The sequence below is a fragment of the Corynebacterium sp. HMSC073H12 genome (assembly GCF_001837775.1).
GTDB classification, from domain to species: domain Bacteria; phylum Actinomycetota; class Actinomycetes; order Mycobacteriales; family Mycobacteriaceae; genus Corynebacterium; species Corynebacterium amycolatum.
Map to the genome: position 1 here is coordinate 40,363 of NZ_KV834024.1, position 17,290 is coordinate 57,652.

16 protein-coding genes are annotated in these 17,290 nt (G+C 60.2%); 12 read left to right on the top strand and 4 right to left on the bottom strand.

The genetic code is table 11. From position 1 onward, the window contains the following. The first annotated feature begins 6 nt into the window (after positions 1–6). A complete protein-coding gene (nadC, locus tag HMPREF2708_RS01775) occupies positions 7–888 on the top strand; it encodes a carboxylating nicotinate-nucleotide diphosphorylase (RefSeq protein ID WP_070831558.1) in 882 nt (293 codons plus the stop codon). A 35-nt stretch (positions 889–923) separates the two neighbouring features. Here the strand turns inward: nadC and HMPREF2708_RS01780 are convergent, their stop codons facing one another. From HMPREF2708_RS01780 to HMPREF2708_RS01790, 3 genes are all read right to left on the bottom strand, one after another. Continuing rightward, complete coding sequence (locus HMPREF2708_RS01780; RefSeq protein WP_048734664.1) at positions 924–1,499, bottom strand: hypothetical protein; 576 nt, start codon at positions 1,497–1,499, stop codon at positions 924–926. A 50-nt stretch (positions 1,500–1,549) separates the two neighbouring features. Next, positions 1,550–3,340 (bottom strand): hypothetical protein, encoded by a 1,791-nt coding sequence (locus HMPREF2708_RS01785; RefSeq protein ID WP_070831559.1) that lies wholly within the window; start codon positions 3,338–3,340, stop codon positions 1,550–1,552. Between the two features lie 76 nt (positions 3,341–3,416). Then, a complete protein-coding gene (locus tag HMPREF2708_RS01790) occupies positions 3,417–5,108 on the bottom strand; it encodes a hypothetical protein (RefSeq protein WP_070831560.1) in 1,692 nt (563 codons plus the stop codon). 296 nt (positions 5,109–5,404) lie between these two features. Between HMPREF2708_RS01790 and hisD the strand changes: the two genes are divergently transcribed. The 4 genes from hisD to HMPREF2708_RS01815 all read left to right on the top strand — a co-directional run bounded on the left by hisD (position 5,405) and on the right by HMPREF2708_RS01815 (position 10,286). Continuing rightward, positions 5,405–6,754 (top strand): histidinol dehydrogenase, encoded by a 1,350-nt coding sequence (gene hisD / locus HMPREF2708_RS01795; RefSeq protein WP_070831561.1) that lies wholly within the window; start codon positions 5,405–5,407, stop codon positions 6,752–6,754. Next, positions 6,754–7,896, top strand: coding sequence for a histidinol-phosphate transaminase (locus tag HMPREF2708_RS01800; RefSeq protein ID WP_070831562.1), 1,143 nt, complete (start codon positions 6,754–6,756; stop codon positions 7,894–7,896). Before hisD ends, HMPREF2708_RS01800 begins: the two co-directional genes overlap by 1 nt. A 45-nt stretch (positions 7,897–7,941) precedes the next feature. Continuing rightward, positions 7,942–8,580 carry an imidazoleglycerol-phosphate dehydratase HisB gene (hisB, locus tag HMPREF2708_RS01805; RefSeq protein WP_070438967.1) on the top strand — a complete coding sequence of 213 codons (639 nt, stop codon included), beginning with the start codon at positions 7,942–7,944 and terminating at the stop codon, positions 8,578–8,580. Positions 8,581–8,864: 284 nt separating this feature from the next. Further along, positions 8,865–10,286, top strand: coding sequence for an MFS transporter (locus tag HMPREF2708_RS01815; RefSeq protein WP_070831571.1), 1,422 nt, complete (start codon positions 8,865–8,867; stop codon positions 10,284–10,286). Positions 10,287–10,408: 122 nt separating this feature from the next. On the opposite strand, the gene HMPREF2708_RS01820 is transcribed toward HMPREF2708_RS01815, so the two are convergent. Then, on the bottom strand, positions 10,409–11,032 hold the full coding sequence (locus tag HMPREF2708_RS01820; RefSeq protein WP_070831574.1) for an arsenate-mycothiol transferase ArsC: 624 nt from the start codon (positions 11,030–11,032) through the stop codon (positions 10,409–10,411). 188 nt (positions 11,033–11,220) lie between these two features. On the opposite strand from HMPREF2708_RS01820, the gene hisH reads away from it, so the two are divergent. The 7 genes from hisH to HMPREF2708_RS01855 all read left to right on the top strand — a co-directional run bounded on the left by hisH (position 11,221) and on the right by HMPREF2708_RS01855 (position 17,286). Next, entirely contained in the window at positions 11,221–11,919 is a 699-nt protein-coding gene (gene hisH / locus HMPREF2708_RS01825) for an imidazole glycerol phosphate synthase subunit HisH (RefSeq protein WP_070831577.1), read from the top strand. 148 nt (positions 11,920–12,067) lie between these two features. Further along, on the top strand, positions 12,068–12,802 hold the full coding sequence (gene priA / locus HMPREF2708_RS01830) for a bifunctional 1-(5-phosphoribosyl)-5-((5-phosphoribosylamino)methylideneamino)imidazole-4-carboxamide isomerase/phosphoribosylanthranilate isomerase PriA (RefSeq protein WP_070831580.1): 735 nt from the start codon (positions 12,068–12,070) through the stop codon (positions 12,800–12,802). Between the two features lie 102 nt (positions 12,803–12,904). Beyond that, on the top strand, positions 12,905–13,717 hold the full coding sequence (locus HMPREF2708_RS01835; RefSeq protein ID WP_070831583.1) for an inositol monophosphatase family protein: 813 nt from the start codon (positions 12,905–12,907) through the stop codon (positions 13,715–13,717). 83 nt (positions 13,718–13,800) lie between these two features. Continuing rightward, on the top strand, positions 13,801–14,577 hold the full coding sequence (hisF, locus tag HMPREF2708_RS01840; protein WP_005510401.1) for an imidazole glycerol phosphate synthase subunit HisF: 777 nt from the start codon (positions 13,801–13,803) through the stop codon (positions 14,575–14,577). After that, entirely contained in the window at positions 14,574–14,972 is a 399-nt protein-coding gene (hisI, locus tag HMPREF2708_RS01845) for a phosphoribosyl-AMP cyclohydrolase (RefSeq protein WP_005510296.1), read from the top strand. Before hisF ends, hisI begins: the two co-directional genes overlap by 4 nt. A 111-nt stretch (positions 14,973–15,083) precedes the next feature. Then, complete coding sequence (locus HMPREF2708_RS01850) at positions 15,084–16,628, top strand: anthranilate synthase component I (protein WP_070831586.1); 1,545 nt, start codon at positions 15,084–15,086, stop codon at positions 16,626–16,628. 7 nt (positions 16,629–16,635) lie between these two features. Then, positions 16,636–17,286, top strand: coding sequence for a TIGR02234 family membrane protein (locus HMPREF2708_RS01855; RefSeq protein ID WP_070831588.1), 651 nt, complete (start codon positions 16,636–16,638; stop codon positions 17,284–17,286). Positions 17,287–17,290: the final 4 nt, after the last annotated feature.

Consider the following 17,290-nt stretch of genomic DNA (forward strand, 5'->3'; position numbering starts at 1 on the left):
CTAGCCATGACTCTTGAGAAGGACACTCTGCGCGGGGTGCTGAACGAAAGCACCACCCGCGGACTCATTCGGACGGCGCTGCAGGAAGACATGAGCTTCGGGCCGGATGTGACCTCGCTGTCGACAGTCTCGGCAGCTGCGCAGGCACGCGCTCGTCTGGTGGCCCGGCAAGAGGGCGTTATCGCGGCTATCGATGCGGTGGAGTGGACGCTGCAGGAGGTCATCTCGGGGGAGTTCACCGTCGAAAAGCACGTTGAAGATGGCACCCTGGTGCGTCCTGGCACAGTGCTGGCAACAATTTCTGCGCCGACTCGGGGGTTGCTGACTGCTGAGCGAACAATGCTGAATATCCTCACGCACGCCAGTGGGGTAGCTACTGTGACGCGCCAGTGGGCTGACGCAATTGTTGGCACCGGTGCGCGGGTGCGCGATTCCCGAAAGACACTGCCGGGTCTGCGCAATCTGGAAAAGTATGCGGTGACCTGCGGTGGTGGAATTAACCACCGCTACGCATTGGGCGATGAGGCACTGATTAAGGACAACCACGTGGTGGCCGTCGGTTCCGTGTCCGGTGCGTTGAAGAGGGTGCGGGCTCAGTATCCGGAGCTGCCGTGCGAGGTGGAAGTCGATACCCTCGCACAGCTCGATGAAATCCTGCCGATGAAGCCGGACATCGTCATGTTGGACAACTTCGAAGTTTGGGAGACTCAGATTGCGGTACAGCGCCGCTCGCAGGTTTCGCCGGCCACGCAGTTGGAGTCTTCCGGTGGACTGACCATCGATGTGGCTCGTGAGTACGCGTCCTGTGGTGTCGATTACCTGGCTGTGGGCGCGCTAACCCACTCGGCCAAGGTGTTCGATGTCGGACTCGACTTCGACGAGCAGTAGCTGAATCAGCCCCCGGTATCGCTTCGCAGCTTCGCCTACAGGCGACGGGCGATCTCTGCCCCAATCTCGCTTAGTGCCGACCCCCAGCGCTCCCGCGATTGCTCATCACAGGTTTCCTGTGCGCGGTAAAGCGCCTTCTCCGCAGCACCGACATCGCCCAAATGCAGGTGGCACTGTGCAATTTGTGCAAGCAGAGGCACGGCCTGGATATTGAGCTTGTCGGACTGGAAAAGTCCCGCCGCCAACTCCAGGTGATCAATGGCGCGCCCCTGATGTCCTCGACGAATCTCTGCTTGGCCGTTCAAAGTGTGCCACATCGCCCAGCGCAAGTGGCGCGGTGGGGTGTCCGCGGTCGGCTCGAAGCCGTCTTTCTCCAGGTTATCCAGCAGATCCAACCAGTCTGCGGCCTTGTCCATCAGCTTTGGTGCAGAGCCACGGATGGGGCGCCCCAGACTGTCGGTCTGCGGGGCATCAGCCTTGTCGCCGAGCTCCTCGAACCCCTGCATCAGAGTTAGGGCTGCTTCCCAGAGGTTGTTTTCCTCAGCCAATGCCGTGGCGGCATCGAAAAGCTGCTGCGGGCTAGAAGTCGCGGAATCACCAGAAGTAGTCATGACCTAACACTCTACTTTGTGCCACCGCCAGCACTGAAGTGGGCGGGGCGCTAGTATTCGTCGTCAAGCGACTGAATGATGATGACGTCAAGGGCATCGAGAACAGGATGGCCTTCCCACACGTCGCGGGGCAGAAGCTCTTCGACGCGCCGCGCATAGGCGGCGGCACCGTCGGAATCGCCCGCGTCGAGACGGTAGCGAACCCCCGCCAGCAGCGCGCGGGCGGCTTCCTCGCCATCGCCGGACTGCAGGTAGCCCTTCGCGGCGGCTTCCACATGGTTGATGGCCAAAGTGTCGCGGCCAGCGGAGTAGAAGACGTAAGCGGCATCGTCATGCCAGTCGGCGAGTGACCAGTCGTCGGAGATGAGCTTCTGAGAACGCAGCAGAAGGTCCTCAGCCTCGTTGAGCGTGTGGTCAATGGCGGCGGAAGCGTCCTCAGAGACGATCTCGGCGGTGAATTCGGAGCCCTCTTCGGAAATGACCAGGTCAATGACATGAATGATGGAACGCGCAGCCTGGCGGTAGGCCTTGGCAGCGCCCTTGGTATCGCCGTTGCGTTCAAGGTGCTCGCCGTGTTCGATGAGCAGCTTTGCCGCCTGGCGGGGATTATTGCCGAGCCCCGCGGCTGTGGAGGCAATAGAAAACGCCGCGTCGGTGCGTTCTTCATCGGCGGTAAATGCTGACCAGTGCGCAACTGGTTCGGCAAAGCGCAGCGCCTCGTCAACCTCGTCGGCGTCGAGGAGACTGCGGGCCAAAACGAGCTGGATATCCATGGTGATGGGGTTGACCGGCATGCCCTCGGCGCTGGCGAGCGCGCGGCGGGCAAATTCGGCGGATTCCGCGAAATCGCCGTGGGCGTTGAGAAGCGCACAGAGCAGACGCACGCTGCGAAGCACCGCGACCGTGAGTCCTGCATCGAGACCAGCCTGCACGATTGGACGTAGCTGGCGGATTGCCTCCGCTTCCTCACCAGCTTCCAGAGAAAGAAAAGCCAGAAATTGGCGCGCTTCAATCGTCGTGGTGACGGGTTCCGACTGAGGAGCCGCTGCGACGCTGGCAGCGATGCGGGCGGCCCTGCGCAGCTCACCACGGCTGTGCGCGAGCTGCGCCTCCAACAGCTTGCGGTCGTCGAAACTGCTTCGCTTTGGTGCCCAGCGTGCGGACCATTCAGAGAGCTGACCGGCGATTTCCGCCCGGCGCGCCAGCGATGCTGCGGCGCCGGCAACAGCCGCGCTGACCAGGTAGTAATAGGCCTCGCCGGGCTGTGGAGTGGTGGCGACGATGTCCTTAGTAAGACTGATTAGCTCGGGGATTTCGGAGTCTTCGGGGCGTCGGCCGGTGATGGCATCACCTGGGTTGGCGTCGATGAAGGCCTCAGCCTCGGCGAATGCTCCGTAGGAGCGTGCGTGCAAGATCGCGGGACGGATGTTGGCCTCAGTTGCCCAGCGCAGCCACTCGGCGCGTGCAGCAGCGGCTTCTTCTACTAATTCCAGTTGGTCGGCAACTGCATGCCTGAGTGCGTGGAATTCGCCAATGACATCGGGGGAGTTGGTTGGCGCGTCGGCCAACCAGTGCGTGTGGGCAAACTTGGTGACAGCGCGCCAACTGGTGACGTGGTCGAGCGTGGCACCGGCCTTGCGGGAAATAACCAGCAGCTCCGGGAGGGAGTCCGGCAATGCCTTTAGCGGATTGGGCAGGGGAGGAAAGTCCAAGGGGTCGGACGAGTTCTCCGTTGCTGATGCGTTTTCCGAATTCACTGACACGTGGTCGGCAACGATGCCGGCATCCCAATCGCCAACTTGAATTTCAGACTCAGAGTTATCTTCTTCCCACCAGACCATTGGACTATCTTCGCCCGTGGCATCGGGAAGATGCAAAACTGCTTTGCTTTTCAGACCTGTGCAGCCGGATGCGCTGTTAATCGGGGGTTGAAAAGCTACGCATTAGTTCACGAACTTCATCGCGCACCGGGTGACCCGGGCCAACTAGGTCGTCGATGCGCGTCGCGAACCGGCGGGCGCGATCCTCATTGTTATCACTTACAGCAGCGCGCACTGCGATAGTCAGAGTGCGGGCGGCGTCGGCTGGGGCATGGGCTTCTAAGAAAAGCTCGGCAGCTTCATCGGCGTACTTGTACACGCCGTCGTTGTCCCAGACCGACCAGCACAGCAGCGCCTGGGCTTCGTGCCACTTGGCCGATTCCCAGGATCCTACGACGTAACCGCGCGAGCGATCCATCAGGTGGTCAGTCAATTCGCTCTCTGCGCCGACGTTACTGAGGGATAGCGCGGCATCCATCAGAGTTTCCGCAGGCGAAATCGGTGAAGAATATCCGGCGCGAATATCGGCCAGGGCATCGAAGAGCACTGCTGCATGCTCAACATTTCCCTCTTGGACTGCTGATTCCGCCGCAATGGCGCAGGAAAAATCAGTGCGTGCGGAATCCTCGGTAGGCTCAGACCACTTTGCGACCGACTCCGCCTCCTGACCAGCATTACGGAAATCGCCAAGCTCGTACAGGGCCGTTGCCTTCAGCAGCGCGATCTCCATGGTGACTTCACAGTCTGGGTAGTCCGCTGACACCTCTTGTGCGCGCTGAGTCAGCTTCAGCATTTCATCGGCGTCGGGCTTGTTGTGTGCCACCTCGAAATTGATATCGGCCATCTCACGAACGGCGAGAATATGGTCAGTGTCCAGTCGGTGCTGGTCGGCGACTGCGATATTGTTCGACAGCATTCGGAACGCGGTATCGCTATTGCCGGTCTCTATCGAGTACCGTGCCAAATTCTGACGCAGCTCAAGGCCTGCGATTACGGAGCGGCTACCGATTACATTGAGCTGTGAGGCGCAAAGTCGCGCTGCATCGACAACTTTCCCGGCCCGATGCAGCAGTGATGCCTCCGTCAGAGTCTTCGCCAGCGCAATCGACTCAAACTTATCCTCATTCGGCAGTGCACGAATCATCTCGTGCAGCTCCCGTGCCAAGTCCTCGCGGTTGACCTTTCGCAAGGCGCTCGCAATCCGAATCAGCGCGTCAGTCAGTGCCGCCCGCTTCTTCCACTGGCGGGGGCTAAATTCGCTTGCCGACGTTTCCTGCGGCCGCAGCCCATCCGCATCCGGGGTCACCGCGCTGTGACTGCTGGTTGGGGCATCCAGATCGTCGGCAAGCACGAGTGCCCGGTATGAGGTGATTTCCCTGCTCATGCGTGCGATGAGGGGGATTTCGGTCTCTGCGGCAGCAGAGGTTGGGCCATCGGCGATAAAGGTGGTGTAGCGGCGGGCTTCGTCTGCTGCCAGCCGTGCCCGGGCGCGCCAGTACTCCGGCACGTTGTCGTTATCGGATGCCCATACCATCCAGTTCAGGGCGGCATCGTGCGCAGCTGTCATCATGCCGAGCGATTCGGTGACCTCGCGGACTATGCGGTAAAACGCGCCGACGTGTTCGGTAACGCCGTGGGCTTCCGGGGCAGAAAAGAGTTGTGGGTTGTAGAAATGATGCGCGAAAACTGATTCCAGTTGGCGCGTGGCCAGGGAATTGTCGGCTGCGGTCGCGTCTGCGTAGGCTGCGACGAGCTCCGGCAAATCCGGACTGTTTCCTTCCTGGTTCAACAGCTGACCTTTCTACGACTGGTTACTACTTTCCTTAACACTGTAATGGGTCACTGTGGCGGAGCTAACTTGCGCCACAGTATGAGGGGTTAAATGGGGCAATCGGTATGAACCGGGCGTGAGAAAGATATGCTTAGTTCATACTCAAGGGTGCCTTTAAGGGCGAATAGTAGCGAAAACCGTGGATAAAGTCTTTGGCTTTGACCCAGATTTTCAATACTTTGTTGTCATTTCTTTGTCACTCTGAAGTGCTCACGTATGAATCCATCGTGCGAATAGGCGGTTACTAATTAATTATGTTGTCCACTATTGATCTTCGCGGTCAGACTCCCACCACCGCCACTCTGCGTCGAGTGTTGCCGCGCGGTGCGGCAGACGTTGATTCCATGATTCCCACGGTCAAGCCCGTTGTCGATGACGTGGCAGCCCGTGGTGTGGAAGCGGCGATGGAGTACTCCGAGAAGTTCGACCGTATTCGTCCGGCATCCATGCGCGTTCCAGCGGAGGTTATCGATGCCGCGGAAGCCGCGCTGGAAGACGACGTCCGCTCTGCTCTGCAGGAGTCCATCGGGCGCGTGCGCGCGTTCCACGCTGCTCAGAAGCCGAATGACAAGACTGTTGAAATTCTTCCCGGCGGCATTGTGCGCGAGAAGTGGATTCCGGTTTCGCGCGTCGGTCTTTACGTCCCCGGGGGCAACGCCGTCTACCCGTCGTCTGTATTGATGAACGTCATCCCAGCTCAGGAAGCTGGTGTGGAGTCCCTCGTCGTCGCCTCTCCGCCACAGGCCGACAACGACGGCTGGCCGCACCCGACCATCCTGGCTGCCTGCAAGCTGCTTGGCGTGACCGAGGTGTGGGCCGTCGGCGGTGCACAGGCCGTCGCACTGCTCGCATACGGTGATGAAAATGAGAGCCTCGAGCCGGTCGACATGGTCACCGGTCCGGGCAACATCTTCGTTACCGCCGCTAAACGCCTGTGCCGCTCGGTCGTCGGTATCGACGCCGAAGCTGGCCCGACCGAAATCGCCATTCTTGCAGATAACGCCGCTGATCCTGTCTCCGTCGCCTACGACCTGATTTCCCAGGCAGAGCACGACGTCATGGCCGCCAGCGTACTTATCACCGACGACGCCGATTTCGCCGCCGCTGTCGACCGAGAGGTCGAAAACCGCTACGAGGTCACCATGAACGCCGACCGCGTGCGCGAGGCGCTCACCGGCAAGCAGTCTGGCATCGTGCTTGTCGACGACATGAATATCGGCATCCAGGTTGCAGATGCCTACGCCGCTGAGCACCTGGAGATCCACACCGAAAACGCGCAGGCCGTTGCCGAACGCATTACGAACGCTGGCGCAATCTTCATCGGTCGCTTTTCGCCGGTGCCGCTGGGCGATTACTCGGCTGGCTCCAACCACGTGTTGCCGACCTCCGGTACCGCCCGTCACGCCTCGGGTCTGTCAACGCATACCTTCCTCAAGTCGGTCCACATGATTGACTACAGCGAGGCCGCGTTGAAGGAAGTTGCCGACAGTGTAGTAGTCCTGGCCAACGAAGAACGACTGCCAGCGCACGGCGAGGCCATCCGAGCCCGCTTTGAGACGCTTCTCGGCGCTGAGGGCAATGGCGCAGACAAGGGGAACGACTAATGAGCAACCAGCCTGAGAACCAGTCACAGCCGGCGGTAGCCAAGTTGGCGCTGGCAGATTTGCCACTGCGCGACGAACTGCGCGGCGAGGAAGCCTACGGTGCTCCGCAGCTCGACGTCGATGTTCGCCTGAACACCAACGAAAACCCGTACCCGCCATCCGATGACCTCATCGCCGACCTGGTGGCGCAAGTGGAGAAGGTCGCCTCTGACCTCAACCGCTACCCGGACCGTGACGCAGTAGCACTGCGCAGCGCACTCGCCGACTATGTCACCCGCCAGACCGGCGTGGACATCACCGTTGACCAGGTATGGGCTGCCAACGGCTCCAACGAGATTCTCCAGCAGCTGCTGCAGGCATTCGGCGGGCCAGGGCGCAGCGCAATGGGGTTTGTGCCCAGTTACTCGATGCACCCAATCCTCTCGTCCGGCACGCAGACGGAGTTTATCGGCGTCGACCGTGACCCGGAGACCTTCGACATCGACATGGATAGTGCGCTCGCGGCAATTGCCGAGCACCGTCCTGACGTCATCTTCATCACGACGCCGAACAACCCGACTGGCAACCTGACTACGCTCGCTGACTTGCGCCGCATTATTGAAGCCGCGCCGGGCATCGTCATTGTCGATGAGGCCTACGCCGAGTTCACTGAGGAGCCGTCGGCGACAACGCTGCTGGCTGAGTTCCCGTCGAAGCTGGTTGTCTCCCGCACGATGAGCAAGGCTTTCGACTTCGCAGGAGGCCGCCTCGGCTACTTCGTTGCTAACCCGGCATTTATTGATGCTGTGATGCTCGTACGTCTGCCATACCACCTGTCGACGTTGACGCAGGCCGCAGCCACAGTTGCACTTCGCCACTCGGATGCGACGCTGTCGACCGTCGCAAAGCTTGCCGACGAGCGTGACCGCGTCGTAGCCGCCCTGAACAGCTATGGCTACGACGTGATTGACTCGTACTCGAACTTCGTCTTCTTCGGTCGTTTCGCAGATGCCTCGACGGCATGGCAGAGCTTCTTGGGCGAGGGAGTACTCATCCGCGATGTTGGCGTGCCCGGTCGTTTGCGTGCCACTATTGGTCTGCCCAGCGAAAATGATGCGCTGCTGGCGGCGGCCAAGAAATTGGCAGCGACCGCGCTGGCTTAAGCGAAATGCTGCTGGTACATCCCACTATAAGGAGAAATCTGACTTATGCACGCCAGTGATAAGGACCATCTGAAGGCAGAGCGCACTGAGCGCGTTGGCCGTATCGAGCGCGCCACCCGCGAATCGAGCATCGTCTGCTCGGTGAATCTCGATGGCACCGGCAAGGCCGATATTTCGACCGGTCTGCCGTTCTTCGACCACATGTTGACCGCTTTCGGCTCCCACGGCAGCTTCGACCTGACTGTGCACGCCAACGGCGACACCGAGGTCGATGCGCATCACACGGTGGAGGACACCGGCATCGTAATGGGGCAGGCCTTCGCTCAGGCGCTGGGGGATAAGTCCGGTATTCGCCGCTTTGGCGACTGCTATATTCCGATGGATGAAACCCTGGCACACGCAGTGGTTGACGTGTCAGGTCGTCCGTATTTTGTTGGCACCGGCGAGCCGGAGCAGATGTTGACGGCCGTCATCGGCGGGCACTACGCGACTGTTATCAACGAGCACTTTTTCGAGTCCTTCGCCCTAAATGCCCGTATTGCGCTGCATGTTCGCTGCCTCTACGGGCGCGATCCGCACCACATCACCGAGGCTGAGTACAAGGCCGTGGCTCGTGCCCTGCGGGCTGCCGTCGAGGACGACCCGCGCGTCCACGGTGTGCCGTCGACCAAGGGCACTCTGTAGGGCGCAGCTGTAGTAAACAGCCGCCGTAGGCAACAGGAAAATCCGCCTTAGCTGGCATTTTAGGGGAATCGATGGTAACAACGTCTGTAGACGTGCTTTTAGCTCAGGTGTCTACCACATCGACGCTAAGCACTTATTTTTTGTTCATTGTCGCTGGCCTGCTGGTGGGCGGAACATGGTCACTCTATAAGTCCGGATCGAGGGTCGGAACAATTGTCCTTGGTCTCTTATCTGTGATCGCGCTCGCCGGCGCAATTTTGTGGTTGATAGGAGTGATGGAGTAAATGGCGTCCCGGGTGATGGACCGCAGGCAGTTAGACGAACTGGACAGCATGTGGAAAGCGCCCGGACTAGTACCTACGCTAGTCGCCGTGATGGCCGCCTTCGGTGGCTGGTCACTCCTCATGCCTGTCATTCCGCAGGCAATTCTTGACGATGGCGGTGGAACCTCGCTCGCCGGTGCCTACACCGGTGTTTTTATGGCCGCCACAGTTCTCACGCAGACGCAGACTCCACGTATGTGTCGCCGTCTTGGCTACGGCATGACCATGCTGATTTCAGGTCTGTTTCTGGGCTTGCCGACGATTTTGCACATCTTCGGCACCGATGCTGCTTTGGTGCTCATCATTGCGGTTCTCCGCGGTATGGGCTTCGGTGCGTTGACTGTCGCTGAGTCCGCATTGATTGCAGAGCTTGTGCCACTGAAGTTCCTGGGGAAGGCCTCCGGTGCGCTTGGTGTGGCCGTTGGTTTGTCCGAGCTCATTTTCCTGCCACTTGGTCTCATCATTGCAGATAAGACTGGCTCCTACACTCCGGTTTATATTCTGGGTGCCGTCATTTCGCTCGTTGGCTCGGTGATGTCCCTATTCATTCCGAAGATTAAGCCAGCGCCGAAGGAGGGCAAGGGAGGCAAGGAAGATGTCGGTGAGCCCGTTCCTGGCACTGCGGCCACCCAGCCGAGCCCAGTTGAGCATGTTGCTACCTGGAAGCTGGTGGCCATTCCTGCCCTTGCAATCAGCACAATCGCCATGGGCTTCGGTGGTATTTCCGCTTTCCTTGCACCGGCAGCTCGAGAGGTTGATGCTGTTTCTGGTGCAATTGTCGCTGGTCTGGCGCTATCGGTTCTCGGTGGCGCGCAAATGGTGTTCCGCTACTTCGCAGGCATCTATGCGGATCGTAAGTCCGAGGCTGGAATTCTGCTGATTCCGGCATTGATTAGCGGTTTTATTGGCCTGCTGATGATGTCCGGCGTTGTCTTTTTCGATTTGTCGGCCTGGCTGCTGCTGATCGCGGCAATCTTCTACGGCGCGGGCTTCGGCATCGTGCAAAATGAGGCCCTACTGCTGATGTTCGCCCGCCTGCCGCGTGACCGTACGGCCGAGGCCAGCGCCTTCTGGAACATGTCGTTCGACTCGGGTACAGGTATTGGTTCGTTCGTGTTGGGCGCAGTTGCCGCGGCCGCACTCCGTCCGTACCCTGCCGTGTTCGCCTTTGCCGCAGCACTGCTGGCGGTGGGCCTCATTGGTGCGGTGCTCGATCGAGTCATCGGAAAGCACCGCGTTGCGGAGTACCAGAACACCCGCGCTACGTTGCGTCGTCTGGGAGATGCCGTGAAGCGTCATACGCCGGAGGCAGCCGTGCGTGTTGCCCGCCCGGCAAAGAACGCAGTGACGCGCTTGACGGTTCGGGACCGCAAGAAGAAGTAACTACATAAAAAGAGACGTTAGAAAAAGAGTGGCTGCGCTAGTCCTAGCGCAGCCACTCTTTTTTGCAGCCACTCTTTTTGGTTAATAAATGCAACCCCCGGTGTGTAATCAGCCGTGCCTGTTTACGCGACGGCGACGTCCATCTCGGTGAAGAGAGACCGCAGGCGGGTTTCGATATCGTCGATAAGCGACTGGAGCTCGTCGTTTGTGAGATGGTCCGGATCCGCGATATCCCATTCCACGTAGCGGTCGCCGGGGACTGCTGGTGTCTCGTCGATGCCCATGAGTACGACAACATCAGCGCGGTGGGAAACACGGGGAGTAATCGCCTTTTGGGTAAGGCGTGAGGTGTCCACGCCGCGGTCGCGAAGTGCCGTGACGACGCGCGGGTTCAGGCCATCCTCTGGGGTGAGGCCGATAGTGCGGATAAAGACTTCGTCACCAACCAGGTGGTAGGCCAGGGCAGTGGCAATCTGGCTGCGGCCGGAACCATGGCTATCGGCAAAGAGAATCTCTTGGCGCGGGGCGAAGTCCTTGCATCCGCTCTCGGCCTTGATGCGCTCGGTGGCCTCGCGTTCGGCGAGGACGGGGAGGAAGTTAGTCACCTTCGCAGAGCCGGACAGCTCTGCAATGACATCGTCGAGGATGGAATCGATGGTCGCGGCATCGCAGGCTGCATCATAGCGACGGTGAAGGTCCTCGCGGACAATGGCAAATGATTTACTGAGAACGGATGCGGCAGTCATAGCGTCTGAGCCTCTCTGTGAAAAGTAATCAGGGGTATTAGGGATAATTCAATAACTTAGTTAACCTGTTGTTAACCTAAAGTTTACCAAAGTATTTTGCGGTTGTATACCAGCACTTTTTCCTGTCCGTCCAGCTTTCTTGGGGTAAATAGCAAAGGCCGCCCCTTAGCGCCTTAAAATGACCAACTATGGAACAAGTCTCACCATCGACAAAGACCCCGACCGTTGCCATTCTCGATTACGGCTCCGGTAATTTGCGTTCGGCTGAGCGCGCTGTGGCCACCACGGGCGCCGAGGTTATTGTGACCGCTGACCCGAAGATCGTGATGGAGGCCGATGGTCTCCTCGTACCCGGCGTCGGTGCCTATGCCGCATGCATGGAGGGTCTGCATCGAGTTCAGGGGCCGCGTTTGATTGGCTCTCGACTCGCAGGTGGTCGGCCGGTGATGGGAATCTGTGTTGGTATGCAGGTGCTCTTTGACCGTGGCGTCGAGTACGCCGACGGCATCCATGCAGCGGAGACCGGCGCATCCGCAGCTGTCACCGGCACCCCAGGTTGTGGTGAATGGCCGGGTACTGTCGAGCGTCTCGAAGCATCAATCCTGCCGCACATGGGCTGGAACACGGTCGATGTGCCGGAAGGCTCGAAGATGTTTAAGGGGCTGGAAGATCAGCGTTTTTACTTCGTCCACTCCTACGGTGTGCGCAAGTGGGACCTTGATACGGATTCTCGCATCGCTCCGCCATTGGTGACCTGGTCTGCCCACGAATCCGATCGGTTCATCGCGGCAATCGAAAATGGCCCGCTGTGGGCTACACAGTTCCACCCGGAGAAGTCCGGCGAAGCAGGGCTGAAGCTGCTGCAGAACTGGGTGGACACGCTGTAGTTGCCCAATCGGTAGTATCTGCCCTAACCGCACTACCTGGTAGGTGACGGAATTTCGCCACCTAGACCACCTATACTGAGATAACTAGCAACAAGCGTCGTGGCGACTATGGCCACAACGCCCAAAAGTCGAAGAGAGTAGAGCCCCCATGAGTTTGACCCTGCTGCCCGCTGTAGACCTAGCCGATGGCCAGGCTGTGCGCCTTGTTCAGGGTGCTGCTGGAACCGAGACTTCCTACGGTGCACCGCTGGAAGCTGCCATGAATTGGCAGAATGCAGGCGCTGAGTGGATCCATCTGGTCGACCTCGACGCCGCGTTCGGTCGCGGTTCGAACTACGACCTGCTTGCCGACGTTGTGGGCAAGCTCGACGTGAAGGTGGAGCTCTCCGGCGGTATCCGTGACAACGCTTCGCTCGAGGCTGCGCTGGCCACCGGCTGTGCCCGCGTCAATATTGGCACCGCCGCACTGGAGAACCCGGAGTGGTGCCGCGAGGTTATCGCCAACTACGGCGACCGTGTGGCCATTGGACTGGACGTTCTCAACGAAGAGGGGCAGTGGCGCCTGCGCGGTCGCGGCTGGGTCTCCGACGGTGGTGACCTCTGGGAGGTGCTGGAGCGCCTGGATGCCCAGGGTGCATCCCGTTTCGTGGTGACTGACGTCTCCAAGGACGGCACCCTGCAGGGGCCGAATGTGGAACTGCTGCGCGAGGTCGCCGCTGCCACCGATGCTCCAATCGTCGCTTCCGGCGGTGTCAGTAGCCTGGACGACATTGCAGCTATCGCCAAGCTCGTCGATGAGGGCGTTGACTCCGCAATTGTGGGTAAGGCGCTCTACGCAGGGCGTTTCACCCTTGAAGAGGCCCTGGCAGTAGCCCGCGGCTAAAGAGAACACTTTCGTGGCCGGGCCGGGGAGACGTCGTCAAGCGAAAGCGTTAACGAGCGAACGGCACCCCGGCTGTGACGGCGGATGAAGGACTTAGAAAGTATGGATGCCCTGGAACCGCGGGCGATGCTCGCTATTGCTGAAGCGGCGCTCGATGAGGTTGAAGGCCTGTTCACACAGCAGGTGGGCGCGGACCCGGTTGTCATGAAGCCGCGCGGAGATTTCGCGACGGAGACCGACCTGGAAATTGAGCGTCGTCTGCGCCAGCTCCTCACGCAGTATTCCGGACTGCCCGTCTACGGCGAGGAATTCGGTGGCAAAGTTCCCGAGGAACATACCGCCTGGGTCATCGATCCGATTGACGGCACCACGAACTATTCCAACGGCTTTCCGCTGTGTGCCATGCTGCTCACACTCATGCACGAGGGGGAGCCGGTGGTCGGCATCACCTCCATGCCTCTGCTGCGCCGTCGTATCACCGCAGCTAGAGGCAGCGGCACGTTTGTCAACGGCCGTCGCGTCAACATCGATGCCGAGGCCGGTCGCCCGGTTTCGATTGCCTTCGGGTCCGTCATCGCGAGTACCGACGGCACACTCCCGCGCAAGTGGCGCCAACTGCTGCTGTCAAAGGTGGGCGAGCGCTATCCGACGATCCGAATTACCGGCTCTGTCGGGGTGGACTTAGGCTCCACCGCGATGGGGGCATTCGGCGGCACCGTGACTTTCTCACCGCATGTGTGGGATAACGCAGCTGGTGTACTGCAGATTTCCGAAGCTGGTGGCGTGGTCACAGACTTGGCCGGCAATCCCTGGCGACATGATTCGGTAGGCGTGCTGGCGGGAACTCGAGATGTTCATGCCACGCTGCGGTCGATTATTGACCAACTGGGTCGTCCGGAGGCTTTCCGGAGCTAAAACGTGGGCAATGCCCCGAGCTGGGTGGTTGCGCAAACCGTCGAGCCACAATTTTGAGCTAACACGAGGAGAACTTAAAAACTATGTCTCTGGCAGTACGCGTGATTCCTTGCCTGGATGTCAACAATGGGCGGGTCGTCAAGGGGGTTAACTTTGAGAATCTCCGCGATGCCGGCGATCCGGTGGAGCTGGCCCGCCGCTATGGCGAGGAGGGTGCTGATGAGCTGACCTTCCTGGACGTCACGGCTTCCAAGGATGGCCGTGGCACCATGCTCGACGTGGTGCGCCGCACCGCGAGTGAGGTCTTCATTCCGCTGACGGTCGGCGGTGGCGTGCGCAGCGTTGAGGATGTCGATCAGCTGCTCCGCGCCGGAGCTGACAAGGTCAGTGTCAATACCGCTGCGATTGCACGCCCGGAACTGCTCAGCGAGCTGTCGCGTCGTTTCGGCGCGCAGTGCGTCGTCCTGTCGGTGGATGCCCGCCGTGTTCCCGAGGGAGGCACGCCCCAGCCGTCGGGCTTCGAGGTCACCACGCATGGTGGTTCACGCTCGGCCGGGATTGACGCCGTCGAGTGGGCACGCCGCGGCGAGGAACTCGGTGTCGGCGAGATTCTTCTGAACTCCATGGACGGTGACGGCACCAAGGACGGCTTCGACCTGGAGCTGCTGGAGAAAGTCCGTGCTGCCGTCGACGTCCCGGTGATCGCCTCTGGCGGTGCGGGTAAGGCCGAGCACTTTCCGCCAGCAGTGCGCGCCGGTGCCAACGCGGTTTTGGCCGCGTCCATTTTCCACTTCGGCGAGGTCAGCATTGCTGAGGTTAAGGAAGAGATGGCCCGCGAGGGAATCGAGGTGCGCCAGTGACTGGTCTAGCCCCGGGCGCGGCAGCTCACGGCGCCGGAGACGATCCGCGGGAGTACACGCTCCCGGCGGACATCGCGAACATCGCCAAGTTCAACGCTGACGGCTTGATTCCCGCCATCGTGCAGGAAGAATCCACTGGCCGCGTGCTCATGATGGCCTGGATGGATTCCCACGCGCTGGCATACACCATCGCTACCAAACGCGGCACCTACTGGTCGCGCTCCCGATCGGAGTACTGGATTAAGGGTCTGACCAGTGGTCATTTCCAGACGGTGACATCGCTGGCGTTGGACTGCGATGGCGATACCGTACTGATGCAGGTAGTGCAGGACGGCGCGGCATGCCACACTGGCTCGCACAGCTGCTTTGACGTGCATCCCGTGTTCGAGGACTAGGCGGTTAACCTTGGCCGCCGAGGTGGGGATTTCGTCGTCAAGCGCGCCCACCTCCGGTGAAGTCCGGGGTTAAATGATGTGCAATCCGGGGTGCGTGGCACAATAGCGGCTATGACTCGTATCACCATGACCACGCGTGAGCGCTTCCGCGAACTGGCTGCACATCATCGGGTCGTACCCGTGGTTCGCAAGGTTTTGGCGGACGGCGAAACGGCGCTGTCGGCCTACCGCAAGCTCGCGGCCGATCGTCCCGGCACCTTCTTGCTGGAGTCCTCCGATGTGGGGCAGTCGTGGTCGCGCTGGTCGTTTATCGGTTGCGGCAGTCGCGCCGCGCTGACGGTGGATGACGCGGGGGAGGCAACTTGGATTGGCAATGCGCCGTCGGGTGCGCCAGAGGGCGGAAATCCGTTGGATGCTCTGCGTCGCACACTGGAGCTGCTGCACACGGAACTCCCGCTTGCCGACGATGCCTCGGTGCCCAAGCTCACCTCTGGTCTCGTCGGCTACTTCGGGCATGACATTGTCCGCTACATCGAGCCACAGCTGCCGGATACCACTGACAATGATTTGCAGATTCCGGAGCTCATGCAGCTGCTGGTGGAGGACCTGGCTGCTTTTGACCACCACGAGGGTGTGCTGTGGCTGATTTCCAATGCAGTCAACTGGGATGGCTCGGACGAGCGGATTGATCAGGCGTATGACACCGCCTGTAATCGTGTCAATGCGATGGTGGAGCGGTTGTCGGAGCCCTCGGATCTGCGTCCGGCGGAAGTTAGCTTCCCAGAGCCAGTGATTCGTCGCCAGCGCGCCGCCGAGGACCACATGGATCGTATTGAGCGTTGCAAGGATCACATCCGCGCCGGTGATGCTTTCCAGATTGTGCTCTCGCAGCGGTTCGAGATGGACACGCAGGCATCGGCCTTTGATATCTACCGCATTCTGCGAGTTTCCAATCCGTCGCCCTACATGTTCCTGGTCAACGTTCCAACCAAGGACTTCTCCGATACTGCTTTCCAAATTGTCGGTTCCTCTCCGGAATCACTCGTGGCAGTCCAGGGCAGTGAGGTCATCACCAACCCCATCGCGGGTACACGCCCGCGCGGTGCCACGGTGGAGCAGGACAATGCGCTGGAAGCTGATTTGCTGGCAGACGAGAAGGAAAATAGTGAGCATTTGATGCTCGTCGACCTTGGTCGCAATGACCTCGGACGTGTCTGCCGCCCGGGCAGTGTTGTTGTGCACGACTTCCGTCATATTGAGCGCTACAGTCACGTTATGCATCTGGTCTCTACGGTCACTGGCGAGCTTTCCAGCGACGCCACGGCTGTCGACGCATTCGCGGCCACCTTCCCAGCGGGAACGCTCTCAGGTGCGCCGAAGCCTTCCGCGCTAAGCATTATCGACAAGTTCGAGGACACGCGCCGGGGTGTTTACGGCGGCACCGTTGGATACTTTGACTTCCGGGGCAATACCGATCAGGCAATTGCCATCCGCACAGGTGTGAAGAAGGGCGATACGGTCTACGTTCAGGCTGGCGGCGGAATTGTCAGTGACTCTGACCCAGTGGCAGAGGATGAAGAGACCCGCAACAAGGCTGCGGCCGTGCTGCGAGCTGTCGCAGCAGCTGAGACACTAGTCCCAGCGGAAAGGAGCTAGGTTTTCGATGAAGTCGACAACGATGCTCTCCGGTGGCCTCATTGGTGCGGCCGCGGCGGGAATGTGGTTGTGCAGCCGAAGTGCGTGGCTGACCGTCGATACTGTTGATGACAAGTCTGGTCCGGCGACCACTGATTTGGTGGGCGCTGTCTGGGCTCCAGAGTTGACGTCGATTGCACTGGCAATGGTGGCTGCGCTGTTTGCCACCACCATTTTGGGCGCACTCGGCCGCCGTATCGTCGGTGGTCTCGCGGCGTTGCTCGCAATTGCGGCGTCGTGGACTCCGATGACTTTGCTTGCCACCGGAGAAGACGGTGTGGACTCCCAACGGGCACTGGATTTGTTGACATCGGGAAGCGCCTCACAGCGCGCCAGTGATGCGGTGACTGTGGCAGACTGGGCGCAGGTCGATAACATTCAGGTACACGCGATGGGGCCAGCTCTAGCCTTGCTGTGCTGCGCATTGGCGCTGGTCGGGGCGGTGTTGCTGGTACGCCGACCGGGTGCTGTGAAGAAACAGAAGTCCAGCGCGTATGAGACCCCGGAGGTACGCCGTCAGCGTATCGCCGAGGATCTGGAGGAAGACCCGCAGTCGGGTCGAGTTCTGTGGGATGCTTTGGATGCCGGTGTAGATCCTACGGATCTGGATAAGGAGTAAGGCC